Source organism: Lentzea sp. NEAU-D7, from assembly GCF_026242055.1.
GTDB lineage: Bacteria > Actinomycetota > Actinomycetes > Mycobacteriales > Pseudonocardiaceae > Lentzea.
In genome coordinates this window covers 19,058-40,161 of the sequence record NZ_JAPJDL010000002.1, presented here as the reverse complement: position 1 = coordinate 40,161, position 21,104 = coordinate 19,058, and the positions used below count along the sequence as shown (strand labels likewise).

General features: G+C 70.2%; 15 protein-coding genes. 12 read left to right on the top strand and 3 right to left on the bottom strand.

Annotated elements, in window-relative coordinates; translation table 11 throughout:
• Window positions 1-153 precede the first annotated feature (153 nt).
• The 9 genes from ORI60_RS03490 to ORI60_RS03450 all read left to right on the top strand — a co-directional run bounded on the left by ORI60_RS03490 (window position 154) and on the right by ORI60_RS03450 (window position 13,038).
• The gene (locus ORI60_RS03490) at window positions 154-732 is read left to right on the top strand and encodes a TerD family protein (protein ID WP_266034065.1); all 579 of its coding nucleotides are present in this window, start codon (window positions 154-156) and stop codon (window positions 730-732) included.
• Between the two features lie 78 nt (window positions 733-810).
• Complete coding sequence (locus ORI60_RS03485; RefSeq protein WP_266034062.1) at window positions 811-1,875, top strand: DUF475 domain-containing protein; 1,065 nt, start codon at window positions 811-813, stop codon at window positions 1,873-1,875.
• 8 nt (window positions 1,876-1,883) lie between these two features.
• Entirely contained in the window at window positions 1,884-2,543 is a 660-nt protein-coding gene (locus ORI60_RS03480; protein ID WP_266034058.1) for a TerD family protein, read from the top strand.
• Between the two features lie 34 nt (window positions 2,544-2,577).
• Window positions 2,578-3,156, top strand: coding sequence for a TerD family protein (locus ORI60_RS03475; RefSeq protein WP_266034056.1), 579 nt, complete (start codon window positions 2,578-2,580; stop codon window positions 3,154-3,156).
• A gap of 261 nt (window positions 3,157-3,417) precedes the next feature.
• Complete coding sequence (locus ORI60_RS03470; RefSeq protein WP_266034053.1) at window positions 3,418-5,253, top strand: toll/interleukin-1 receptor domain-containing protein; 1,836 nt, start codon at window positions 3,418-3,420, stop codon at window positions 5,251-5,253.
• Window positions 5,240-6,337, top strand: coding sequence for a tetratricopeptide repeat protein (locus tag ORI60_RS03465; RefSeq protein ID WP_266034050.1), 1,098 nt, complete (start codon window positions 5,240-5,242; stop codon window positions 6,335-6,337). Before ORI60_RS03470 ends, ORI60_RS03465 begins: the two co-directional genes overlap by 14 nt.
• A 308-nt stretch (window positions 6,338-6,645) precedes the next feature.
• A complete protein-coding gene (locus ORI60_RS03460) occupies window positions 6,646-8,811 on the top strand; it encodes an XRE family transcriptional regulator (protein WP_266034047.1) in 2,166 nt (721 codons plus the stop codon).
• Window positions 8,812-9,069: 258 nt separating this feature from the next.
• A complete protein-coding gene (locus tag ORI60_RS03455; protein WP_266034044.1) occupies window positions 9,070-10,896 on the top strand; it encodes a protein kinase domain-containing protein in 1,827 nt (608 codons plus the stop codon).
• A 3-nt stretch (window positions 10,897-10,899) separates the two neighbouring features.
• Complete coding sequence (locus ORI60_RS03450) at window positions 10,900-13,038, top strand: ATP-binding cassette domain-containing protein (protein ID WP_266034041.1); 2,139 nt, start codon at window positions 10,900-10,902, stop codon at window positions 13,036-13,038.
• Here the strand turns inward: ORI60_RS03450 and ORI60_RS03445 are convergent.
• The 3 genes from ORI60_RS03445 to ORI60_RS03435 form a co-directional block, all read right to left on the bottom strand.
• Window positions 13,029-13,994, bottom strand: a complete 966-nt coding sequence (locus tag ORI60_RS03445; protein WP_266034039.1) for a hypothetical protein — start codon at window positions 13,992-13,994, stop codon at window positions 13,029-13,031. The two genes, ORI60_RS03450 and ORI60_RS03445, sit on opposite strands and share 10 nt — an antisense overlap.
• A 137-nt stretch (window positions 13,995-14,131) precedes the next feature.
• Entirely contained in the window at window positions 14,132-16,234 is a 2,103-nt protein-coding gene (locus ORI60_RS03440; protein WP_266034037.1) for an ATP-binding protein, read from the bottom strand.
• Window positions 16,235-16,316: 82 nt separating this feature from the next.
• A complete protein-coding gene (locus ORI60_RS03435) occupies window positions 16,317-17,537 on the bottom strand; it encodes an SEFIR domain-containing protein (RefSeq protein ID WP_266034036.1) in 1,221 nt (406 codons plus the stop codon).
• Between the two features lie 206 nt (window positions 17,538-17,743).
• Here ORI60_RS03435 and ORI60_RS03430 point away from each other — a divergent pair, with 206 nt between their 5' ends.
• The 3 genes from ORI60_RS03430 (at window position 17,744) to ORI60_RS03420 (ending at window position 21,089) form a co-directional block, all read left to right on the top strand.
• Window positions 17,744-19,459: a S8 family peptidase gene (locus ORI60_RS03430; RefSeq protein ID WP_266034034.1), complete on the top strand. Its 1,716-nt coding sequence runs from the start codon at window positions 17,744-17,746 to the stop codon at window positions 19,457-19,459.
• A gap of 68 nt (window positions 19,460-19,527) precedes the next feature.
• On the top strand, window positions 19,528-20,169 hold the full coding sequence (locus tag ORI60_RS03425; protein WP_266034030.1) for a hypothetical protein: 642 nt from the start codon (window positions 19,528-19,530) through the stop codon (window positions 20,167-20,169).
• A 17-nt stretch (window positions 20,170-20,186) separates the two neighbouring features.
• Window positions 20,187-21,089 (top strand): LysR family transcriptional regulator, encoded by a 903-nt coding sequence (locus ORI60_RS03420; RefSeq protein ID WP_266034027.1) that lies wholly within the window; start codon window positions 20,187-20,189, stop codon window positions 21,087-21,089.
• Window positions 21,090-21,104: the final 15 nt, after the last annotated feature.

Sequence of the window (21,104 nt, the reverse complement as noted above, 5' to 3'; positions counted from 1 at the left end):
AACGTCCACACCCACCTCTGTCAACCGGTAACGGCTTCCCCGTGCCTCCGATGTTCACAACGCGTTCGACAGTCGCCGTTAAATCACCGGCGATATCCGTCGGCCAATAGCAGAAGCCGTTCTGAAGGCTGCCGTGAACAACAGGAGGAAGCAATGACCGTAATGCTCACCAAGGGTGGCAACGTCTCGCTCACGAAGCAGGCCCCCGGCCTCACCGCGGTTCTCGTCGGGCTCGGCTGGGACGCGCGGTCGACCAGCGGCTCGGACTTCGACCTCGACGCGAGCGCACTGATGTGCAACGCCTCCGGCAAGGTCATGTCCGACGCCCACTTCATCTTCTTCAACAACCTCAAGAGCCCCGAGGGCTCGGTCGAGCACACCGGCGACAACCTGACCGGCGAGGGCGACGGCGACGACGAGTCGTTGAAGGTCGACCTCGCCGGGGTGCCCGCCGAGTGCGACAAGATCGTGTTCGCGGTGTCCATTCACGACGCCGAGGCCAGATCGCAGTCGTTCGGCCAGGTGCGCAACGCGTTCATCCGCGTGGTCAACCAGGACGGTGGCGCGGAGATCACCCGGTACGACCTGAGCGAGGACGCCTCCACCGAGACGGCGATGCTCTTCGGCGAGCTGTACCGCGCGGGTGCCGAGTGGAAGTTCCGCGCCGTCGGTCAGGGCTACGCGGCCGGTCTGTCCGGCATCGCCCGCGACTACGGCGTGAACGTGGCCTGACGGTCCTTTCCGCCCCTCGCGCACGAAGGCGGTGGGCCGCGCCCCGCGCGGCCCACCCACATCCCGTCGGAGAAACCCATGTGGCTCAGGACGTTCGGCGGCTCGCTCGCCGTCACCGCCGTCGGACTCGTCGGCGCCTACCTCTACGCCGGCCCGGCGGGCCTCGCCCTCGCCGCGATCCTCGGCGTGCTGGAACTGACGCTCTCGTTCGACAACGCCGTCGTGAACGCGACGGTGCTCAAGACGATGAGCGCCTTCTGGCAGAAACTCTTCCTCACGGTCGGCATCCTGATCGCCGTCTTCGGCATGCGCCTCGCGTTCCCGTTGCTCGTCGTGGGCGTGACCGCCGGCCTCTCCCCCACGTCGGCGATCTCGCTGGCGATGGAGGGCGGTGATCCGCACACCCCGGGAACGTACGGCTACATCCTGCACGACGCGCATCCCGCGATCGCCGCGTTCGGCGGCATCTTCCTGCTGACGTTGTTCTGCGACTTCGTCTTCGAACGGCGCGAGATCACGTGGATGGGCTGGGTGGAACGGCCGCTCGCCCGCATCGGCCAGCTCGAACAGCTCTCGATCGCGGTGGCCCTGCTGGTGATCGGCGTGGCGGCACTGGAGTTCGCACCGGAAGGCAAGTCGACCACGGTCGTGCTGTCCGGGGTGTTCGGACTGCTCACCTACGTGCTCGTCAAGGCGCTGAGCTCGAGGTTCGACCCGGACCGGCACGGCGGCGGCTCGCTGAGGGTCAAGGTGGGCAAGGCCGCGTTCATGTCCTTCCTGTACCTGGAAGTGCTCGACGCGACGTTCAGCTTCGACGGTGTCGTGGGCGCCTTCGCGATCACCTCCGACCCGATCATCATCGCGGTAGGACTCGGACTGATCGGTGCCACGTTCGTGCGCTCGCTGACCGTTTTCCTGGTCCGGCAACGGACTCTGGAGGAGTACGTGTACCTGGAGCACGGCGCCCACTGGGCGATCGGCGCGCTCGCCGTCCTCCTGCTGGGCACCATCAGGTTCGAGATCCCCGAACTGGTGACCGGCCTCATCGGGATCAGTTTCATCCTGCTCGCGTTCGTCTCCTCGGTCGTCCGCAACAAGCGCGCCACAGCGGCCGGCCGATCCCTGGAAACCGCCGGAACCTGAGGTGTGTCATGGCAATCGACTACACGAAACGCCCCGCGGGAGGGTCCACCGGAACCGTCCTGCTCACCAAGTCCAAGCCGAGCGTCTCGCTGCACAAGCAGGCGACGGGCGTGCTGCGGGTCAACCTGAACTGGAACGCCCGCCCGGCACCGAAGAGCGCGGGAGGACTCCTGCGCCAATGGCTGGCCCCGGCCGCCATCGACCTCGACCTCGGTTGTCTCTACGAGTTCACCGACGGCTCCAAAGGCGTCGTGCAGGCACTCGGGAACTCGTTCAGCGCGAGCCCGGAAGGCGTGTGGGACAAGGTCGTCTGGCTCGACGGTGACGACCGCTCCGGCGCCGGCACCGCGGGCGAGAACCTGTTCGTGGACCTCGCGCACGCCACCCGCATCCGGCGCATCGTCGTGTTCGCCTTCATCTACGAGGGCGTGCCCAACTGGGCGGCGGCCGACGGCGTCGTGACACTGCACCCGGCGACGGGCCCCGCCATCGAGGTACGGCTCGACGAACCCCGTGACAACGCACGGATGTGCGCCGTCGCCATGATCGAGCAGTCGGGTGAACATGGTCTCACCGTGCGCCGCGAGGTCCGCTACCTCGACGGCGGGCAGCAGCGGCTGGACCAGGAGTACGGCTGGGGCCTGCGCTGGACGGCAGGCCGCAAGTGACACCGAGCCAACCACCACCGAAAGGCAGTCCGGCATGACCATCACCTTGACCAAGGGCCAGAAGGTCTCCCTGCGCAAGCAGGACGGCGGCACGCTCACGAACGTCCGCATGGGCCTCGGCTGGGACGCCGTGAAGAAGAGGGGCCTGTTCGGCCTGCGCGACCAGGACATCGACCTCGACGCGTCAGCGCTGCTCTTCGACGCCGGCGGCAAGCTCGTCGACCAGATCTGGTTCCGCCAGCTCAGGAGCAGGGACGGGGCCGTCGTGCACACCGGTGACAACCGCACCGGTGCGGGAGACGGCGACGACGAGTCGATCCGGGTCGACCTCGCACGGGTGCCCGCCGAGGTGAAGACCCTCGTGTTCACCGTGAACTCGTTCACCGGCCAGGACTTCTCGCAGATCGAGAACGCGTTCTGCCGCCTGGTGGACGAGGCGGGCGGCGGTGCCGAGGTCGCCAAGTACAGCCTCTCGGGCTCCGGCAGGCACAACGCCCAGATCATGGCCAAGGTGACGCGGGAGGGTTCCGGCTGGTCGATGACCGCACTCGGCATTCCCGCCTCGGGACGCACCTTCCACGAACTGCTGCCCGCGATCGCCGGTGCCCTCTGACCGGGCGGGCGGGGAGCCGCGGGAACCGGCTCCCCGCCCGCTGATCCGATCGAGTGATCGCGTAACGGATCCGGCGGCATCTCCGACCACCAGTACGCGAAACGACGGCCCCGGAGAGAAAGTGCTGACACCGCACCGATTCGTGGATGAACGATCACACACGGCGCCAGGAATCTGACGGACTTCTGTCATCTTTTCGCCTGGCTTGTGTCGTGTGCCCGCGGGCATGGTTGGTGGGACGACGAGCGGAGGCACGCAACGATGACCGCAGCACGACCGCGGATCTTCCTGAGCTACACGTGGGCAGACGAGGCGGCTGTCGACGTCATCGAGGCGGGCTTGAACGCCCGCGGGATCGACGTGTTCAGGGACCGCGACATCCACGTGTTCGACCCCATCACGGAGAACCTGCGCCGGGAGCTCGACAGGTCCCACCTGCTGGTGGCGTACTACTCCCGCCGCTATCCGACGCGCTACGCGTGCCAGTGGGAGCTCACCAGGGCGTTCCTGTCCGCGTTGCACCACGGCGAGCACCCGGCGGCCCGGATCGCCGTGGTCAACCCGGAGGGCGACGACCGGCACATCCACCCGGTGGAGCTCACCGACGCCGCCTACCTCGCGTGGCGGCACGACTCCGATGTGGACGCGCTGGCCGAAGCCGTGCTCGGCAAGGCGAGCCGGCTGACCGCGCCGATGGGAGGCGTCCCGGACGCCTCCGCGCACGAGTTCCACGAACGCCTCCGCCATCCCCGGCGCTTCGTCGGCCGCTACCCCGCGCTGTGGGACGTCCACAGCGCCCTGCGGGGCAACGACCTCTTCGCCGCACAAGCACCGAAGTCGCACTCCGTCGCACTGGTCAAGGCACCGCCCGGCATGGGCAAGACCGCGCTCGCGGAGCAGTACGGGTTCCTGTTCCGCGACGCCTATCCCGGTGGTCAGGAGTGGACCGGGTTCGGCGACCTGGTCGGCGACGTCCGCGCGCACTGGGCGGCGGAGCTGAACCGCGTGGCGCGCGAGCGCTTCGGCACGGGCCTGAACGGCCTGGACCTGCGGCAGGCACTGGCCACGGTGGGCGAGAGGATCACCGCCGCCAGGAAGAACGTGCTGTGGGTGATCGACGACGTGCCGGACGGATTGGCCAACGACGTGCTCGACGAGCTGATCGTCCCGTCCCCGTTCGTCCGGACCGTCCTCACCAGCCGCACCGCGAGGCCGGACTGGCCGGTGCCCGCGGTCCCTCTCGACGGCATCACCCAGGTCGAGGCGGAGGAACTGTTCGCCGCGCAGTGGCCCGATCTCGGCGACGGCGAACGGTCGGCGATCGCGGAGCTGGTCGAGCGCTCGCACGGCCACCCGCTGATCATCACCGCCGCCGTCCGGTCGTTGCGCAGCGGGCAGGGGACCGGTGCGCTGCACCAGTTCCAGGAAGACGCGGACTCGATCGTCGACACCCTCACACCGATCGTCCGGGCCCGCAGCCAGCACGCACGAGTGCTGCTCGGCTTCGCCTCCCTGCTCGCCAGGGCGCCGTTCGGCGGCGACCTGCTGGTGCAGGGCCTGTCCGCGCTGCTGGGCGAGCGAGCGCCGGTGCTCGTGGCCGAGGCCCTCGACGAACTCGACGCGTACTGCCTGCTGCACCGCGTCCACCACGGTGAGGGCACGCGCAGGCAGCTGTGGCAGCTGCACGCGCTGGTCGCCGGCGCGGCACGGCAGGACCTCGACCACTCGCTGCTCGACACCCTGGCGCACCAGGCCTCGGGTGTCGTGCTGTCCGCGTTGAAGACGAAGTCGGCCGACATGTGCGCACACGCGGTCAAGATCGCCGAGCACCCGGCCGTGCCCACGAGCCGCCGGCTCGAGCTGCTCCGCGCGGTCGCGGAGGTGTACGAGGAGCACGGAGACCTGCTCGCGGCACGAGCGGCACGGCGTGCGGCCGTGGGGGGGGGGGGGGGGGCGGCGCCCCCCCGCGGGGGGGGGGGCGCCGCCCGCCGGGCGCGGGGCCCGCGCGGCCCGGGGGCCGGCCGGGCGCGCCCGTGGCCCCCGCCCCCGGGCCCGCGACGTGCTCGCCGCGGCCAGACTCGCGGTGGAAACCGGTGACACGCAGGAGGTTCTGCGGCTCACCGGAGGACTGACCGGGGGCTCCGACGGCCACACCGAGTACCGGGCGCGTTTCCTGGCCGCCCGCGCACACGACCTGGACGGGGACATCGCCAAGGCCGACGAGGTCTTCCACGAGCACGAACTCGTGGGGCAGTTCGGCTTCGCGCCCGTCTGGATGCCGGAGGAAGAACGCAACCACACCGTGCTGATGCGGATGGCCGCGCTGCGCAGACGTGGCCGGTACAAGGAGGCGTTCGAGGGGATCACGGGGCTGTGGTCGGCACTGCGCGCCGAACACCCGACCGGTACCCATCTCGGGCCCTGGCCCCGCGTCGCGATCGAGGCGGCGAGGCTCCAGCTCCTCACCGGGAAGGTGATCGAGTCGAGGGCGACGGCCGACCAGGTCGTCCGCGTGCTCGGGGAGGCCGGTCTTCCACGGCACCACCTGGCGCGCGACGCCGTCGCCGTCGAGGCGGAGGGCGAGCTCGTGCTCGCGTGGTCGGAGCGCAAAGCCCGGCCTCAGGAGTGGCAGCTCGCCACGAAGAAGGTGGCCGGGGCGCTCCGCGAGTCCGTCGAGTGGTACGGCGAGAACAACCCGCTGACGCTCGACCTCCAGGTCCTGCACGGGTTGACGCTGCACAACAACTCACGCCCGGGCGACGCCCTGGAGGTGCTCACCGACGCCGAGCGGCGCATCCACGCCCAACTCGGCCCTCGGCATCCCCTGGCGATGCGGGTCAGGCTCTACATCGGCCTGGCCACCGCGAACAAGGGCGACTGGGCAGCGGCCAGGAAGATCTACGAAGACCTGCTGCCCCGCCACGTCGAGGTGCTGGGCCGGCAGCACCCCGAGGCCCAGCTGACCCGGTTCCAGCTGGGCGTCTGCCTGCTGAAGGCGCACGAGCTCGACCGGGCTCGGACGCTGATCGACGAGGCGGCACCCGTCCTCGTCGCCCAGCACGGGGCCTGGCAGCAGTGGGCGTCGATGGCACGGGTCGCGCAAGGGCTGCTCCGGCTGCCCAGCCCGCTGCTCCGTCTCGCGAGCACGATCGAAAGCCTCACCCGCAAGACCGGAGGCTGATCCAGGTCCCCCCGTTTCCCGCGGTCGCGGGAAACGGCAGCTGAAAACGGGTTTCCCGGTTTCCAAGTGTTTCTTTCCAGCGGAAACCGGTTCCTCGCGGCACAGGACGGCTCGCACGATCTCCACATCGATGCGAAACGCCTCGCGAGGACCTGAAACCCGAATCGACTGAAGGGACCTGTCATGCACACGCACTTCATCATCGTCGTGCTGAGCACCCTGCTCGGCTGAACGGGAACGGCGGACCTGCGGGCCTCCCGCCCGCAGGCCGCCTCACCGGTTCGCGGTTCGAAAAGAGAGCGACAGGCATGGTGGAATTGGGACCCGAACTCAGGCGCAGACGCGAGTCGGCCGGCTACTCACTGGACAAGATGGCCAAACTGGTGCACTTCACCAAAGGCCACCTGAGCAAGGTCGAAACCGGCCGCACCCAGGCGAACCGCGAACTCGCCGCCGCCTACGACCAGGTCCTGGGCGCGAACGGCGAGCTCATCGCCATCGCGGACGCCCAACCGGCCCGGCGCAAGCCCCGCGGCCTCATGGGCCTGCCCGCGCACACACCCCACTTCGTCGGACGCGGCCCCGAGCTCACCGCCCTGGGCGCGGTGCTCGGCGAGCGCCAGAACATCAGGGTCGCCGTCATCAGCGGCATGGCGGGATCGGGCAAGACGGCGCTCGCCGTGGCCGCGGCCCGGACGGCCGCGGACTCCTTCCTGGACGGGTGCCTGCTGTTCGACCTGCGCGGGCACAGCCCCGGCATGCACCCGCAGTCACCCGCGGAAACGGCCTACCACCTGCTGCAGTCGCTCGACACGACGCACGACCTCATCCCGGCGGACCCGGACGGCCGCGTCAACCTGCTGCGCGACACGCTGCGCAACCGGGACGTGCTGGTCGTGCTGGACAACGTGCGGCACGCCGGCCAGGTGCGGCCGCTGCTGCCCGCGGAGGGCCGCAGCCGGGTGATCATCACCAGCCGGTGGCGGCTGCCGGCGCTGGACGACGCCTGGCACCTCGACATCGACGCGCTGTCCCCCGCGGAGGCGTTGCGCCTGTTCCAGTCGTTGATGCACGGCACGACCACGGTCGACGAGCCGGACGCGGCCGCGATCGTCGCGCACTGCGGGCACCTGCCGCTCGCGATCCGGATCGCCGCGGCCAGGATCCTGCGCGGCGGCTGGAGCGCCCGGCGGTTCCTGCAACGGCTGGCCGACCGCTCGACCAAGCTCACCTACCTCGAGGAGACCGAGCGGGGCGTCAGCGCCGCGCTCGCCATCACCTGCGACCTGCTGCCTCCCGAGCAGCGCGAGCTGCTCGGGCTGATGGCGAACCACCCCAGCACGACCATGCCGGTGCCGTCGGTCCAGGCGGTCGCGGGGCTCGCTCCGGGAGACACCGACCTGCTGCTCGACGGCCTGCACGAGGCCCACCTGGTCTCCAGGTCGGAGGACGAGCAGGTGCGCCTGCACGACCTCGTGCACACCTACGCCATGCAGCACGTGCGCCCGGCGGACGAGGTGTCCCGCCTCGCGTTCGACCGGCTCACCGACCACTACCTGGCCGCCGCGATCGCCGCCGACAAGCTGCTCGAACCGGCACGTCACCGCCCCGCGATCGAGGCGACCCTGCACTCGGAAGCCCCGTTCGAGGACGCGGCCGGCGCGCTGGCGTGGATGCGGTCGCAGTGGCCGACGCTCGTCCGGCTGACCGACCTGGTGACCGACCGGCGCTGCTGGCAGCTCGCTCTCGCGGTGAGGGGCTTCTTCTTCCAGGAGAAGCTGTACGACTCGTGGATCCACATGCACCTGGCCGCGCTGACCGCCGCGGCGGGTGATCCGGCCGCCACGGGCAGGGTGCTCAACGGGATCGGCATGGCCCGGCTGGAGATGGGGCAGGTGGCGGAGTCCGTCGACTGCCACGAGCGGGCGCTCAGGTCGTTCGTCGAGGCGGGCGACAAGCCGGGCGCGGTCGACGCCTCGGCCAGCCTGGCCTGGGCCCGGATGCACCAGGACGAGGTCCCGGCGTCGCTGGAGGGGCTCACCGCCGCTCTCGCCGAGTACCGGCGGACCGGACGGGACCGCAACACGGTCATCACGCTGCGCGGCATCGCGTTCGCGCTGACCTGCCTGGACAGGTTCGACGAGGCCCGCGCGCACGCGACGGAGGCCCGTCGATCGGCGGCGGCGCCGATCGACGTGGTCAGGGGCATCAACTGCCTCGCCTGGGTCGAGTACCGCGCGGGGGCCGCGGCCAGGGCGCGGGACCTGTACGCCGAAGCCGCCGACCTGGCCGAGCTGGCGGACAACGGGTACGAGCGCGCCCGTGCGCTGACGGGGCTGGGCAACCTGGCCGGACGCGCGGGCGACCACGACGGGGCGGCCGTGTGGTGGGCGCAGGCGGCCGAGCACTACGCGGACCTCGTCCCGGTGGTCGTGTGGGAGGCACGGGCACGCGAAGAACTGACCAGGGCGTGATATTCGAATTCGACTGGCATTATTGTGCCCGACGCCCCGAATATTCTGTCCACTATTTGTCCTCTTCCGCACCCGAGGACACGACTCAACAACCACGCCCTTTTATTCGTAACGCTCGAAGACGACTTCACGATGGTCGTTCAGGATGTGTTCTTCGCCGGTTCCGGCATCCCGTTCGCCGATACCGTGCGCGCCATTCGGGCAGCGGCGGAGAACGAACGCGGCAGGAACAACTCGCAATGACGGGAATCCACGGACATGGACGAACAACCTCTCGGCAGCAACTACCGCCTGGGTGAGCAGATCGGCGCCGGCCGGATGGGGCGGGTGTACCTGGGCAGGCACGTCGACGGGCGCGAGTTCGCGGTCAAGAAGCTGCGCAGCGACCTCAGCGACGACAGCGGGATCATCGCGCGGTTCCACCAGGAGTGGGCCATCCTGCAGAAGCTGGAGGGACCGAACCTCGTCCGGGTGCACGACCTGGTCGTCGAGGGCGAGACCGTCGCGTTCGTCATGGACCTGGTGCCCGGCGGTGACCTGAGGCAGGTGCTGGAAGCGGCCGGGCGCCTGCTGCCGTCCGAGGTCGCGCGGATCGGTGCCGGCGTCGCCAGGGCGCTGGCCTCGGCCCACGCTCGCGGGATCGTGCACGGGGACGTCAAGCCGGAGAACGTCCTGATGGACTCCAGCACGGCGGAACGGGTCCCGAAGCTGACCGACTTCGGCATCGCGACGGTGGTGGCGTCCGCGGGCACGCGCACCAGCACCTCGCGGGTCGGCACGGTCGAGTACATGGCGCCGGAGACGGCCGCCGGAGGACCGGTGTCCCCCGCCGTCGACGTGTACGCGCTGGGCGTCGTCCTCTACGAACTGACCTGTGGTGTCACGCCGTTCGCGTCGCCGTCGATCCCGCAGACCCTCATGGGGCACGCGCAGTTGTTGCCGGGCAAGCCTCCCGGCATCACCGAGGAGCTCTGGGCCGTCATCGCCCAGCTGCTGTCGAAGAACCCCCTCGCACGGCCGGACGCCGCCGTGGTCGCGGGCCGGCTGGACGAGCTCGCGACGGTCCTGTACCAGCGCAACGCCCCGGTGGCGGAGCACCTGGTGGTGCCGCCTCCCGGACGGCCGATGGGCAACGAGGCGGAAACGTTGCTGCCCGGTGCCTTTCCCCGTTCCGCCACGCCGCCTCCCGCGAGGAGATCGATCATGCGCAAGCTGCGAGTGGCCGGGGCGATCGTGGTGGTCGCGGCCGTCGCCGCCACCGGCACGTACCTGTTCGCGTCGAGCAGCGAGAAACCGGTCAACACGAGCAGCTCAGGTGATGACGGCGCCGCGACGTCGGTCACCGTCACGACGACGAAGAGCACCTCCAGCACGCCGACGTCCACCAGGGTCACGCAGCTCAGCGAGATGCCCAACCTCGTGGGGAAGCTGCTCGGCGCCGCACGGGACGAGCTGCCGGCCAGCCTCGACCTGGTCGTCGAAGAGGTCTTCGACAGCACCAAGCCCGACGGCACGGTGACCAAGCAGGACCCGGAACCCGGTGGCGCGGTGGGCAAGAAGGTCACGCTCACCGTCGCACGGCCCGCCTTCACGACCTATTTGGACGCTCTGACCCCCGCGTCCGGGCGGTGGACCGACAGCGACGGCGAGGTCGTCGGGATGAAGGACAAGTCCTACCCCCACTCGGTCTACGCCTCGGTTGACGGCTGTTCCAGCAAGGACAGCGTGGAGTACAACCTGAACCAGGGCTACCGGCGGTTCGTGGCGACGGCGGGCATGAGCAACGATTCCGCCGCGTCCGGACTTCAGGTGCAGTTCGAGGTCTTCGCCGACGAGGGCCGGCTGCTCAAGACGGCCACGGTCAAGCTCGGCGAGGTGGTGGACTTCGACGTGGACGTCACCAAGGTGCTCAGACTGAAGATCCAGTGGCAGCCACTCCGCAACCGGGAGACCTGCTACACCGCGAACGCCTGGGTGCTCGGTGAGGCCAAGCTGCTCGGCGTCGCCGGCGAGGTGCCGACCTCCGGCCTGCCGCCGACCTCCACCCGAAGCGCGACCACCACTACCACCACGACGACGAGGTAGACCGTGCTCGAGGTCAGCTCCGGCGGTCGCACGTGGACGTTCCCGGCGGGCACCGGCCTGGTGATCGGGCGCGGCAAGGAGTGCGACGTCGTGCTCGACGATCCGCGGGTGTCCCGCGTGCACCTGCGGATCGGTTACGACAACGGCTGGGTGCTGCACGACGACGACAGCACCGGCGGTACGCGGATCGGCGACCAGCCGGTCCGCGAGCACCGCCTCCGCGGCGCGGTGAAGGTGCTGCTGTCGAGCAGTTGCGAGGTGTCGCTGCGGGACCGCGGCACCGGTTCGGTCAGCATCGGGCGAGCGGCGGACAACGACGTGGTGCTGGACGACCCGCTGGCGTCACGCCGGCACGCGGTCGCGACGAGGGAGGGTGCGGGGTGGCGGATCACACCGCTCGGCATCAACCCCGTGCTGCACCACGGGCTTCCGGTCGGTGACGAGCTGGTCTCCCCTGGCGCCGTGCTCACGTTCGGCGCCACGGACGTCGCCGTCACGGAGGACGGCTTCTCCCCCGCGGCGGGCGCCCACCGGCTCGTCGTGCGGGACGTCGAGCACCAGCTGCCGGGCGGGAAGCGCTTGCTGTCCGGTGTGGACCTCGACGTCGGTCCGGGCGAGCTCGTCGCGGTGATCGGCCCTTCCGGTGCCGGCAAGTCGACGTTCCTCAAAGTGCTGACAGGGCAACTGGTTCCGAGCAGTGGCACCGTCACGTTCGACGGCCACGACGTGCACGCGGGCGGTGACGAGGTGCGGTGCCGCATCGGCGTGGTGCCGCAGGAGGACGTCCTGCACACGAAGCTCACCGCACGGCACGCGATGCACTACGCGGCACGCCTGCGCCTGCCTCCCGACACATCGCGTGGCGAGCGGCACACCCGCGTGGGACAGGCCTTGTCCGAAGTGGACATGGACGCTCACAGGGCCACCCGGCTCAGCAAGATGTCGGGCGGCCAGCGCAAGCGGGTGTCGATCGCGCTGGAACTGATCACCGAACCACCGCTGCTCCTGCTGGACGAGCCGACGTCGGGACTCGATCCCGCTCTGGACCGGCAGGTCATGTCCGGGCTGCGGAAGATCGCGAACGCGGGGCGGGCGGTCGTCGTGGTCACGCACAACCTCTCGTGCCTCGACCTGTGCGACCGGATCCTCCTGCTCGCCCCCGGTGGCGTGCCGGTGTACTCGGGGCCGCCGGCTGAGCTCTTCAGCCACTTCGGCACCCACGACTGGGCCGACGTGTACGAGGCCGTCCTGCTGCACCCGCCCGCGGCTGCGGCGACACCGTCCGAACCGGCGCCGCCCCGTCCCGCCGCGGCTCCTCACACGATCGCGCGTCCGTGGTCGCACCAGGCGGTGACGCTGGTGTCACGGCACTTCCGGCTCATCGCGGCCGATCCCGGCTACGCGTTGTTCCTGCTGCTGCTCCCGGTGGTGCTGGGGCTTCTCGCACTCGTCGTCCCCGGAACCGGAGGCCTCGGGCCTCCCGACGCCGCGGAACCCCAGGAGGCGGCGCAGGTCCTGGTGCTGCTCTTCGTCGGCGCCGCGTTCGCGGGCGGCGCGGGCGCGGCCCGCGAGGTGGTGGCGGAGCGGGCGATCCTCGCGCGCGAACGAGCCGCCGGCCTCGCCCCTCGGGCTTACACGCTGAGCAAGGCGGTGGTCTTCGGGATCGTCAGCGCGGTCCAGGCCGCCGTGCTGGTCGCGGTCGCCGTCCGGGTCAAACCCGGTCCGGACGACCCGGTGGTGCTGCACCACGCCGTGCTCGAACTCGGCCTCGCCCTGTGGTGCACCGCGTTCGCGTCGGCCGCCATCGCGTTGTTCGCCTCGGCGGTGGTCCGCAGCGCCGAGCAGGTGATGCCCGTGCTCGTCGTGACGGTGATGCTGCAACTCGTGCTGTGCGGCGGGATGATCCCGGTGGCGGACCGCCCGGTGCTGGAACAGCTCTCCTGGTCGGCGCCGAGCCGGTGGGGTTACGCCGCCGGCGCGTCCGTGGTCGGCCTGACCGAACGCGCGTCGCCGTCGCCGAAGGACTCGTTGTGGGAGCACGAACCCGAGTCCCTGGCGCTCTCCGCCTCGGTGTTGCTCGGCATGACGCTCCTGCCGCTGTACGGGCTGGGACGCCGGGTGCGCAGGGTCCGTCAGGGCTGATCGGTGCCCCACCCGAAACCGTAGGACAGCTGCGGTTCCAGGTCGTCGAAGCTCGTGTGCACCTCGCCGAACCTGTTCGGTTCGACGAGGTCGCCGGTCCACACCGGATCGTCCAGTTCCAGCGGGGGAACGCCGGTCAGCCGCCACACCCGCTGCGGGCGCAGCGCCGCGCCGAAGCGGACGTGCAGGGAGAACCTGTCGCACTGGTAGCGCGGGGTGCACACGTAGTGCGGGGCGATGCCGCGTTCCACCGGCACCTTCACGCGGAACGCGTACTCGTGCTCGTCGCCCCGGGCCAGCGGCTCGGGCAGCCGCAGCACGAACCCGATGCGGTTGCGCGCCTTCATGATCCCGTCGCTGAGCTCACCGCCGTAGAGCAGGTCGACGCCCAGGTCCTCGATGCTGCCGGAGCCGGTCCAGTCCGGGGGCGGGGTCAGCGTCAGGCCGACCTCGACCTCCTCGACACCGTCCTGCCCTGCGACGATCCGGCGGGTCTCGTACACCTCGGGCACCCGCAGGTCGAAGCTCATCACGACCCGCAGGTCGAGGGTGTGCCAGGGAGGGCGCTTGCGCACGTCCACCAGCCGCCGCGTCTCGAGCGCGAGCTGGGTGAGCCGGACGAGGGCGCTGTCGATCCTGCGCTGGACGGTCCGCGGGTCGACGAACGCCGTCTCCGCGATCTCCTTGATCCGCTCCTGGTACATCCGCGGTGCGGCGGAGTCGAGCCCGAGTGCCGCCCGCAGCAGGTTCTGCTGCTCCGGGTGGCACTGGTCGATCAGCGCGTTCAGCTGGTCGCGCACCTTGCGGCGGACGCGCTCGCCGGTGTCGCCGTCCTCGACACCGCACACCCGTTGCAGGGCGCGCCCCACCCGCGCCCCGATGTCGTCCGTCTCGACGCCAAGGCCTTTGCGCAGAGCCTTCAGCTCGTTCACGAGCTGTTCGGCGGGGACACCCATCACACCTCCGGCACGCCAACGGGCGTGGAGTTTAGCCCCGTTGATCACGGCGCCCTCCGGCTCGTTGTCCAGTCCTGCATCCACATCACCCGAACGGATGGCTCATCGAGCCGGGGTCGTGTCCACTTCCCCGCGCCTCACTCGGCGTCGCCGGGGATCAGATCGATGAACTTCTCGGCGTCGTAGGCCTCCTGCGCACCGAGCCCGGCGTAGAGCTCCTGCGCCCGCAGCATCTCCTGCCGTGCCGCGGTGTTGTCCCCCGTGGCCAGCGCCGATCTGCCGAGGCCGAAGTGCGCACGCGCCAGTTCGTAGTCGCTTCCCAGCTGCCGCGCCAGCGTGAGTGCTCGCCGGTGGGCACCCGCGGCCTCTCCCGGTTCGCCCGCCTCGTTGTGCACCTCCCCCAGGGAGTTGAGTGCCATCAGCACGTCCAGTTCGGCGCCGGGCGCGGCGAACAGCTCCATCGCCTCGGCCAGGTGTTCCCTCGCCTGCTCGAACAGGGACAGCTTGGCCGCGAAGGTCGCCATGCCGCGCAACGTGATGCCCGCGTTGAGGTGCGCGCCGAGCTGCCGGTAGTTCTCCAGCGCCTGTGCGGCGACCTCCAGTGCCTCGGCGTGCTTCTGGCGCTGGTGCAGGACCCACGCCTCGTTGCCGAGGGCGTTGCTCACGCCACGCAGGTCGCCCGCCTCTTCGAACAGTTCCCGCGCGCGGACGAAGTGCGGCTCGGCGGCCTCGCCGTCGCCGCGTTCGAGCAGGGCCATGCCGAGGTTGTTGTGCGTCAACGCCTCGGCGCGGCCGTCACCGAGCCGCAGGGTCGCGGCGAGCGCCAGTTCGTGCGTGTCGATCCACGCGTCCCAGTCCTTGGTGAGGAAGAAGAACCCGCGCAACGTGTAGGCGAGCTGCCACCGCCGCCCGTCGAGTTCCGGGTCGCCGGCGCGGAGCAGCCCGACGAAGGCCTCCCGGCCCGCGTTCAGCCAGGCGAGCGCCTCCTCGCGGGTGGCGAAGTTCGGGGTGTGCCGCGGCGTGCCGTCGAGGGTGAGGCGGTAGCGGTGCGGGGTGAGCAGGCGGTCCGCCAGTTCCGCCGTGTGCAGGTGGTGGTCGAAGTAGCGCGTCATGGCCTGGTCGCCGTCGGTGTCCTCCTGCCGCGCCAGCTCCGCCGCGTAGACCCGCAGCAGGTCGTGCATCTCGACGCGGCCCTGCGACCGTTCGCGCACGAGCCGTGCCCGCGCCAGCGCACCGGCGGTCCGGCTCGCCGCCGTGACCGGGACGTCCAGCAAGGCGGCCAGCGCGCGCTTGTCGAACTCCCTGCCCGGCGCGAGGCCGAGCAGCCGGAACAGCCGCGCCGCGTCCGCGGGCAGCTGGCGGTAGGACCAGGAGAACACCGAACGCACCGCGGTGCGCGGGTCGTCCCCGGTGTCGAGCACGTCCAGCCGCACCTGCTCGTCGGCGAGCTCCTCGGCGAGTTCGGCGACCGTCACGTCGTGCGAGTTCAGCACCAGCCCGGACGCGATCCGCAGGGCCAGCGGGAGGTACGCGCACCGCCGTGCCAGGTCCACCGCGGCCGCGGGTTCGGCCCGCAGCCGCGGCCCGATCAACGTGTGCAGCGCCTCCAGGGCTTCCTGCTCGCTGAACACGTCCAGCCGCACCTGCTCGGCGCCGTGGTCCACGACGAGGCCGGTCAGCTTCGCCCGGCTGGTGATCACCACGGCGCACGACCCCGTACCGGGCAGCAACGGCCGCACCTGGTCCTCGGAGCGGGCGTTGTCCAGCAACAACAACAGCCGCCGCCCGCTCACCAGCGACCGGAACATCGCGGTCCGCTCGGCCACCTCGGCCGGAATGGTCTCCGCCGGCACCCCGAGCGCCCGCAGGAACGCACCCAGCGCCTCACCGGGCGTCACCGGCACGCCCACCCCGTACCCGGACAGGTCGACGTACAACTGCCCGTCGGGGAAGTCCTCCATCGCCTTGTGCGCCCAGCACACGGCGACGGTCGTCTTCCCCACCCCGCCCATGCCGGACAGGACCACCAGCGGCAACGTGCCGGAGCCACCCTCCGCCGCCGCGTCGAGCGCCACGAGCACGTCCTCGCGTCCGGTGAAGCCCCTCGGCACAGGCGGAAGCTGCTTCGGCACCACCGAATGCTCACCGGGTGCCGCGTGCAGGTGCAGGTCGCCGGTGATCGTCCCGGCCTGCACGACGACGCCGGACGCCGTCCCCGTCACCACGTTGCGCGTCGTCATGAGCCACCCCCCGCCACCGCCACGGTGATCACGACAACACAGGTGGGCCTGGTAGGCACACCGCCGGACGTGCACTGCGGGTTCAACGATCGGGCGCCGGGAACTTCGCGAGCAGCTGTTCGGCCAGCTCGACCGCGATCTGGCCGGTCATCGCGACGAGGTCTGCCGAACTCACGGCCTGGTCGGCACGAAGCCTGACCACGGACGATCCGCTCATCGGCATGCTCGCATGATTGCTGGTGAGGTCGTGGACCTCGCCTCGTCGGACAAGACCGACCGGATCGATGCCAACAGTCGGCACCACCACCTCGGGGAGACCAGGACCGAGTTCCGCGAGCGCAGACAGCATGAGCTGGATCTTGCGCACGACGTCGTCGCGAATCAGCACCTCGCCGATCTGTCCTCGCGGCAAGGCCATCCACGCCGAACGCTGGCCGCTCCTCAGCACCGCCATGCCGCCACCGTCCGTGCGGAACGGATCTCGCGACGAAACCCGGACGACCTCCTCTCCGGAGAAGGTGTCGACATCAGCATGCAGATTGAGGATCCCCCGCTCAGCCACGTACACCGGCAACCGGTGTTCAAGGCTGCGCAGTTGACTCATCGAGATCCTGGCGTTGGCAACCGGAACCAGATGCACCTCGAGCGTGCCCGGCCACTGGCTTGGCCACGACCTCGCCAAGGCTTCAAGGTCCTTGCGCCACAGAACTTCGACCGGGTCAGGCAGAACCTGCCACGACGGCTCGGCTGTCCGAGGAGGGGGCGCAACCGCACCGGGAACCCGCTGGGAGAAGACAGGCCGCTGCCCGAGAGCCGGACGGAGAACTCGCGGCTCCCCGTAGATTGTGCGGAGCAGGTCTTCGATGCCCTCGTTCGTCAGCTCGACCAGGTAGTGATCAGCCGCGCGAGGCTGCAGGAACAGCGGAATCTCGGCCACGTCACGCCCTGGCAGGACGACCGGCAGCAGCCTCGGCAGCCACTTCGCACGATCGTCCTGGAGGAGATCGCGGATCACGGCCATCTCGGCTCGCGCGCCGCGGTTCTCCGTGGCAGGGCCTCGTCCGTCGCCGACGATCTTGCACTGCGGCGACGCGACGATGATCGTGTAGTCCGAAGCGGGGATGTGTTCGAGCGCCCAGGCGTACCAGTCCTGCCGCCGCCCCTCGGCCCACTGGTCGAGCTCGACTTGGACGCCGTTGTGCACCAGCAGCGTCGCAAGGGCGAGCACGTCATCCTTGTGCTGCTGTGAATCGTGGGTGTAGGCGATGAACGCCGTGAACGCGTCCGGCTCTGGTGCAACCATCGCCACGAAGCTTAATCCGCCAGTTTCGCCCGGCCCCGAACGACCCGGCGGCCCACGCCTGACGTGCGACGTTCGTAGTGAGCCGAACGGGGCATCTTCGAGTTGCCGCGTCCCGAACGCCCTTCAAACTCCTCTAAGGACTTCGACGGGCCCCTGCACCCGCGCGAAGTGCGCGGGCATCGCCCGCTTAGGAGTTGGAGGAATCCGTGTTCCTGGGTTCACGATCTCGTCTGCGCGCCGCGGTCATCGCCGCGGCCGTGGGCGCCGGTGTGCTGGTGGCGGCCACCCCCGCCGCTGCCGCACCCGCCGCGGGTACGCGTGCCTATCTCGTCATCACGGCGCCCGGTGCCACTTCCGGCGCCGAGACGGCTGTGAGCACCAACGGTGGCACTGTGTGGACGAAGTACGACGCCATCGGTGTCATCGTCGCGCACTCGGGCGCCGCTGACTTCGCCAGCAAGATGCGCACCGTCAGCGGTGTGCAGAAGGTCGGTGCCACGCGCACCAGCGACATCCCGGCCGAGGCGGCGAATCCGCCGGTTCCCGCGGCGCCGTCGCAGGCCGCGCAACCGACCACTGAACCGCTGCGCGCGGACATGAGCCAGATCGGCGCCGACAAGGCTTGGCTGGTCAACACGGGGTCGCGCGACGTCACGGTCGGCGTGCTCGACACGGGTGTCGACGACCTGCACCCCGACCTGAAGCCGAACTTCGACACCGCCAACTCCGCCTCCTGCGCCTACGGCAAGCTCGACACGCGTACCGGTTCATGGCGTGACAGCGACACTCACGGCACTCACGTGGCCGGCACGATCGCGGCGGCCAAGAACGGCAGCGGCATGGTCGGTGTCGCTCCCAACGTGAAGATCGCCTCGGTGCGCATCGCCGAGAAGCCGTCCGGGTTGTTCTTCCCCGAGAACACGATCTGCGCCATGGTCTTCTCGGGTGACCGCGGCTTCGAGGTGACCAACAACAGCTACTACACCGACCCGTGGCTGTTCAACTGCCCGGACAACGCCGACCAGGACGCGATCCTCGAAGGCGTGAAGCGCGCGGTGGCCTACGCCGAGGGCAAGGGCGTGCTCAACGTCGCGGCGGCGGGCAACGAGAACTACAACCTCGCGAACAAGAGCAGCGACTCGACCAGCCCCAACGACTCCACGCCCGCGCAGCGCACCGTCACCAACGCGTGCCTGAGCGTTCCGACCGAGGTCGCCGGCGTCGTCAGCGTCGCGTCGATCAGCTCGACGAACAGCAAGTCGTCGTTCTCCAACTACGGCACCGACAAGATCCACATCGCGGCGCCCGGCGACAGCGTCTACTCCACGGTGCCCGGTGGCCGCTTCGGTACCAAGTCCGGCACGTCGATGGCGTCCCCGCACGTCGCGGGCGTCGCCGCGCTGCTCAAGTCGGCCAACCCCACCGCCACCCCTGCCCAGCTGCGCACGCTGCTGGCGACCCAGGCGGACGACCTCAACTGCACCGACAGCCGGTGCAGCGGCACCACGGCGAAGAACAACTTCTTCGGTGAGGGCCGCGTGGACGCGCTGGCGGCGGTCGGCGGCACCCCGCCCGGCGGCAAGGAGTTCGAGAACACCGCCGACGTGCAGATCCCGGACAACGGCGCGGCCGTGACCAGCTCCGTCACGGTCTCCGGCGTCACGGGCAACGCCCCGGCCACGCTGAAGGTCGACGTCAACATCGTGCACACCTACCGAGGTGACCTGGTCGTCGACCTGGTCGCCCCGGACGGCACGGCGTACCGGCTCAAGGGCTCCAGCAGTGATTCCGCCGACAACCTCGTCGCGACCTACACGGTCAACGCGTCGAGCGAGGTGGCGAACGGGACCTGGAAACTGCAGGTCAAGGACGTCGCGGCGCAGGACGTCGGCTACATCAACTCCTGGAAGCTGACCTTCTAGAACGGCATTCGGAGGAACCTCGGCGGCCACGGCTAACTAACGTCCCTGCCTGCAGCGATAGCAGTGACGTGGAACCCGATCTGTGGTCGGCGGCCGCCGAGGCCCTCGACGAGCACGAACACGCCCTCGTGATGGCCCGGCTGGCAGGCACGATCGTCGGTCCCGGCCAGACCGAGCGCCTGGCCAGGGGCGAGCGCGACGTCGTGTTCCTGCTGCCCGACCGGCTGGTGCTCGTGCGGCCGGAGCCGTTCTGGTCGGGTTCGTACGACCGCGGGCAGATCGTGCGCATCATGCTCGCCGCCGGGCACGTCCAGTTCGACGTGACCGGCGGCGACAGCCTCGAGTTCTGGATCGACACCGACCTCTCCCCCGCCGAGCCGTTCGTCGAGCAGGCCCAGAACTGGCTCGCCCCGCGCAAGAGCTCCGCCAGCGGCGCGGTCATCGGGTTCGGACTCGCGGTCATCATCGCGTTCCTGTTCGTCCTCGGGCCGGTGGACCTGATGCCCTCGGACGGCCGGCTCACCGTCAAGTCCAGCTGCGGCGACTTCCTCCGTGCGGGCGCCGACGAACAGGTCGAGCTGCTCAGACGGCTCTTCGGGCAGGTCGGCACACCCGCCGAGGCGGACAAGCCGACGACGCTCGACGCCTCCCGGCGGCACTGCGGTGAGCACAACGGCGCGACGCTCGACTCGCTCGTCACCGGGAAATAGAGCCCTACAGTGCGAGGGTGTTCGACACCCGCCAGCTCGAGGTCTTCGCCACCGTGGCGAAGACCGGCTCGTTCAGCGCCGCCGCGCGCCTGCTGCACTGCTCCCAGCCCGCCGTCAGCCAGCAGATGCGCGCGCTGGAGCGGCAGGTGGGCGGGCCGCTGTTCGTGCGGACGGGCCGGGGGCTGCACCTCACCGAGGCCGGCCGGATCCTGGCGGAACGCGGGTCGGACCTGCTGGACCGGCTGGCCACGACCCACCAGCAGGTCAGCGCGATAGCCACGCACGACATCGGCACGATCCGGATCTGCGCGTTCCCGAGCGCCAACGTGTCACTCGTGCCCGCGGCGGCGGCGATCCTGGCCGAGGAACGGCCTCAGCTGCGGCTCGAACTGGTCGAGGAGGAGCCGCCGGACTCGTTCGCACTGCTGCGGCGCGGCGAGGTCGACCTGGTGCTGAGCTTCAGCTACCTCGACGAACCGCAGGACGAGGCCACCGTGAACGGCATGCTGAGCGTGCCGTTGCTGCGGGAGCCGCTGGCGTTGCTCGTGCCCACCGGTCACCGGCTCGCCGGGCGTGAGCGGGTGTCGCTGGCCGAGGCGGCGGAGGAACGCTGGATCGCCGGTTGCGTGCGCTGCCAGCGCGCGTTGCACCAGGCGTGCGGGGCGGCCGGGTTCGTCCCGGACATCACCTGCTCGACCGACGACAACCTGGCCATCCAGAGTCTCGTCACCGCTGGTCTGGGCGTCGCGCTGGTGCCCAGGCTGCTGCTGTCGTTCCTGCAGCACCCCGGTCTGACCGCGGTGGAGGTGGAGTCCGCGGCGCAACGGCTCACCGCGCTCTACACCTGGCCGGACCTCATCCGGCTGCCGATCATGCGCGCGACCGTGGACGCGCTGATCTCCGCGTCGGCCAAGGCATAAGCGCGCCTTATAGGC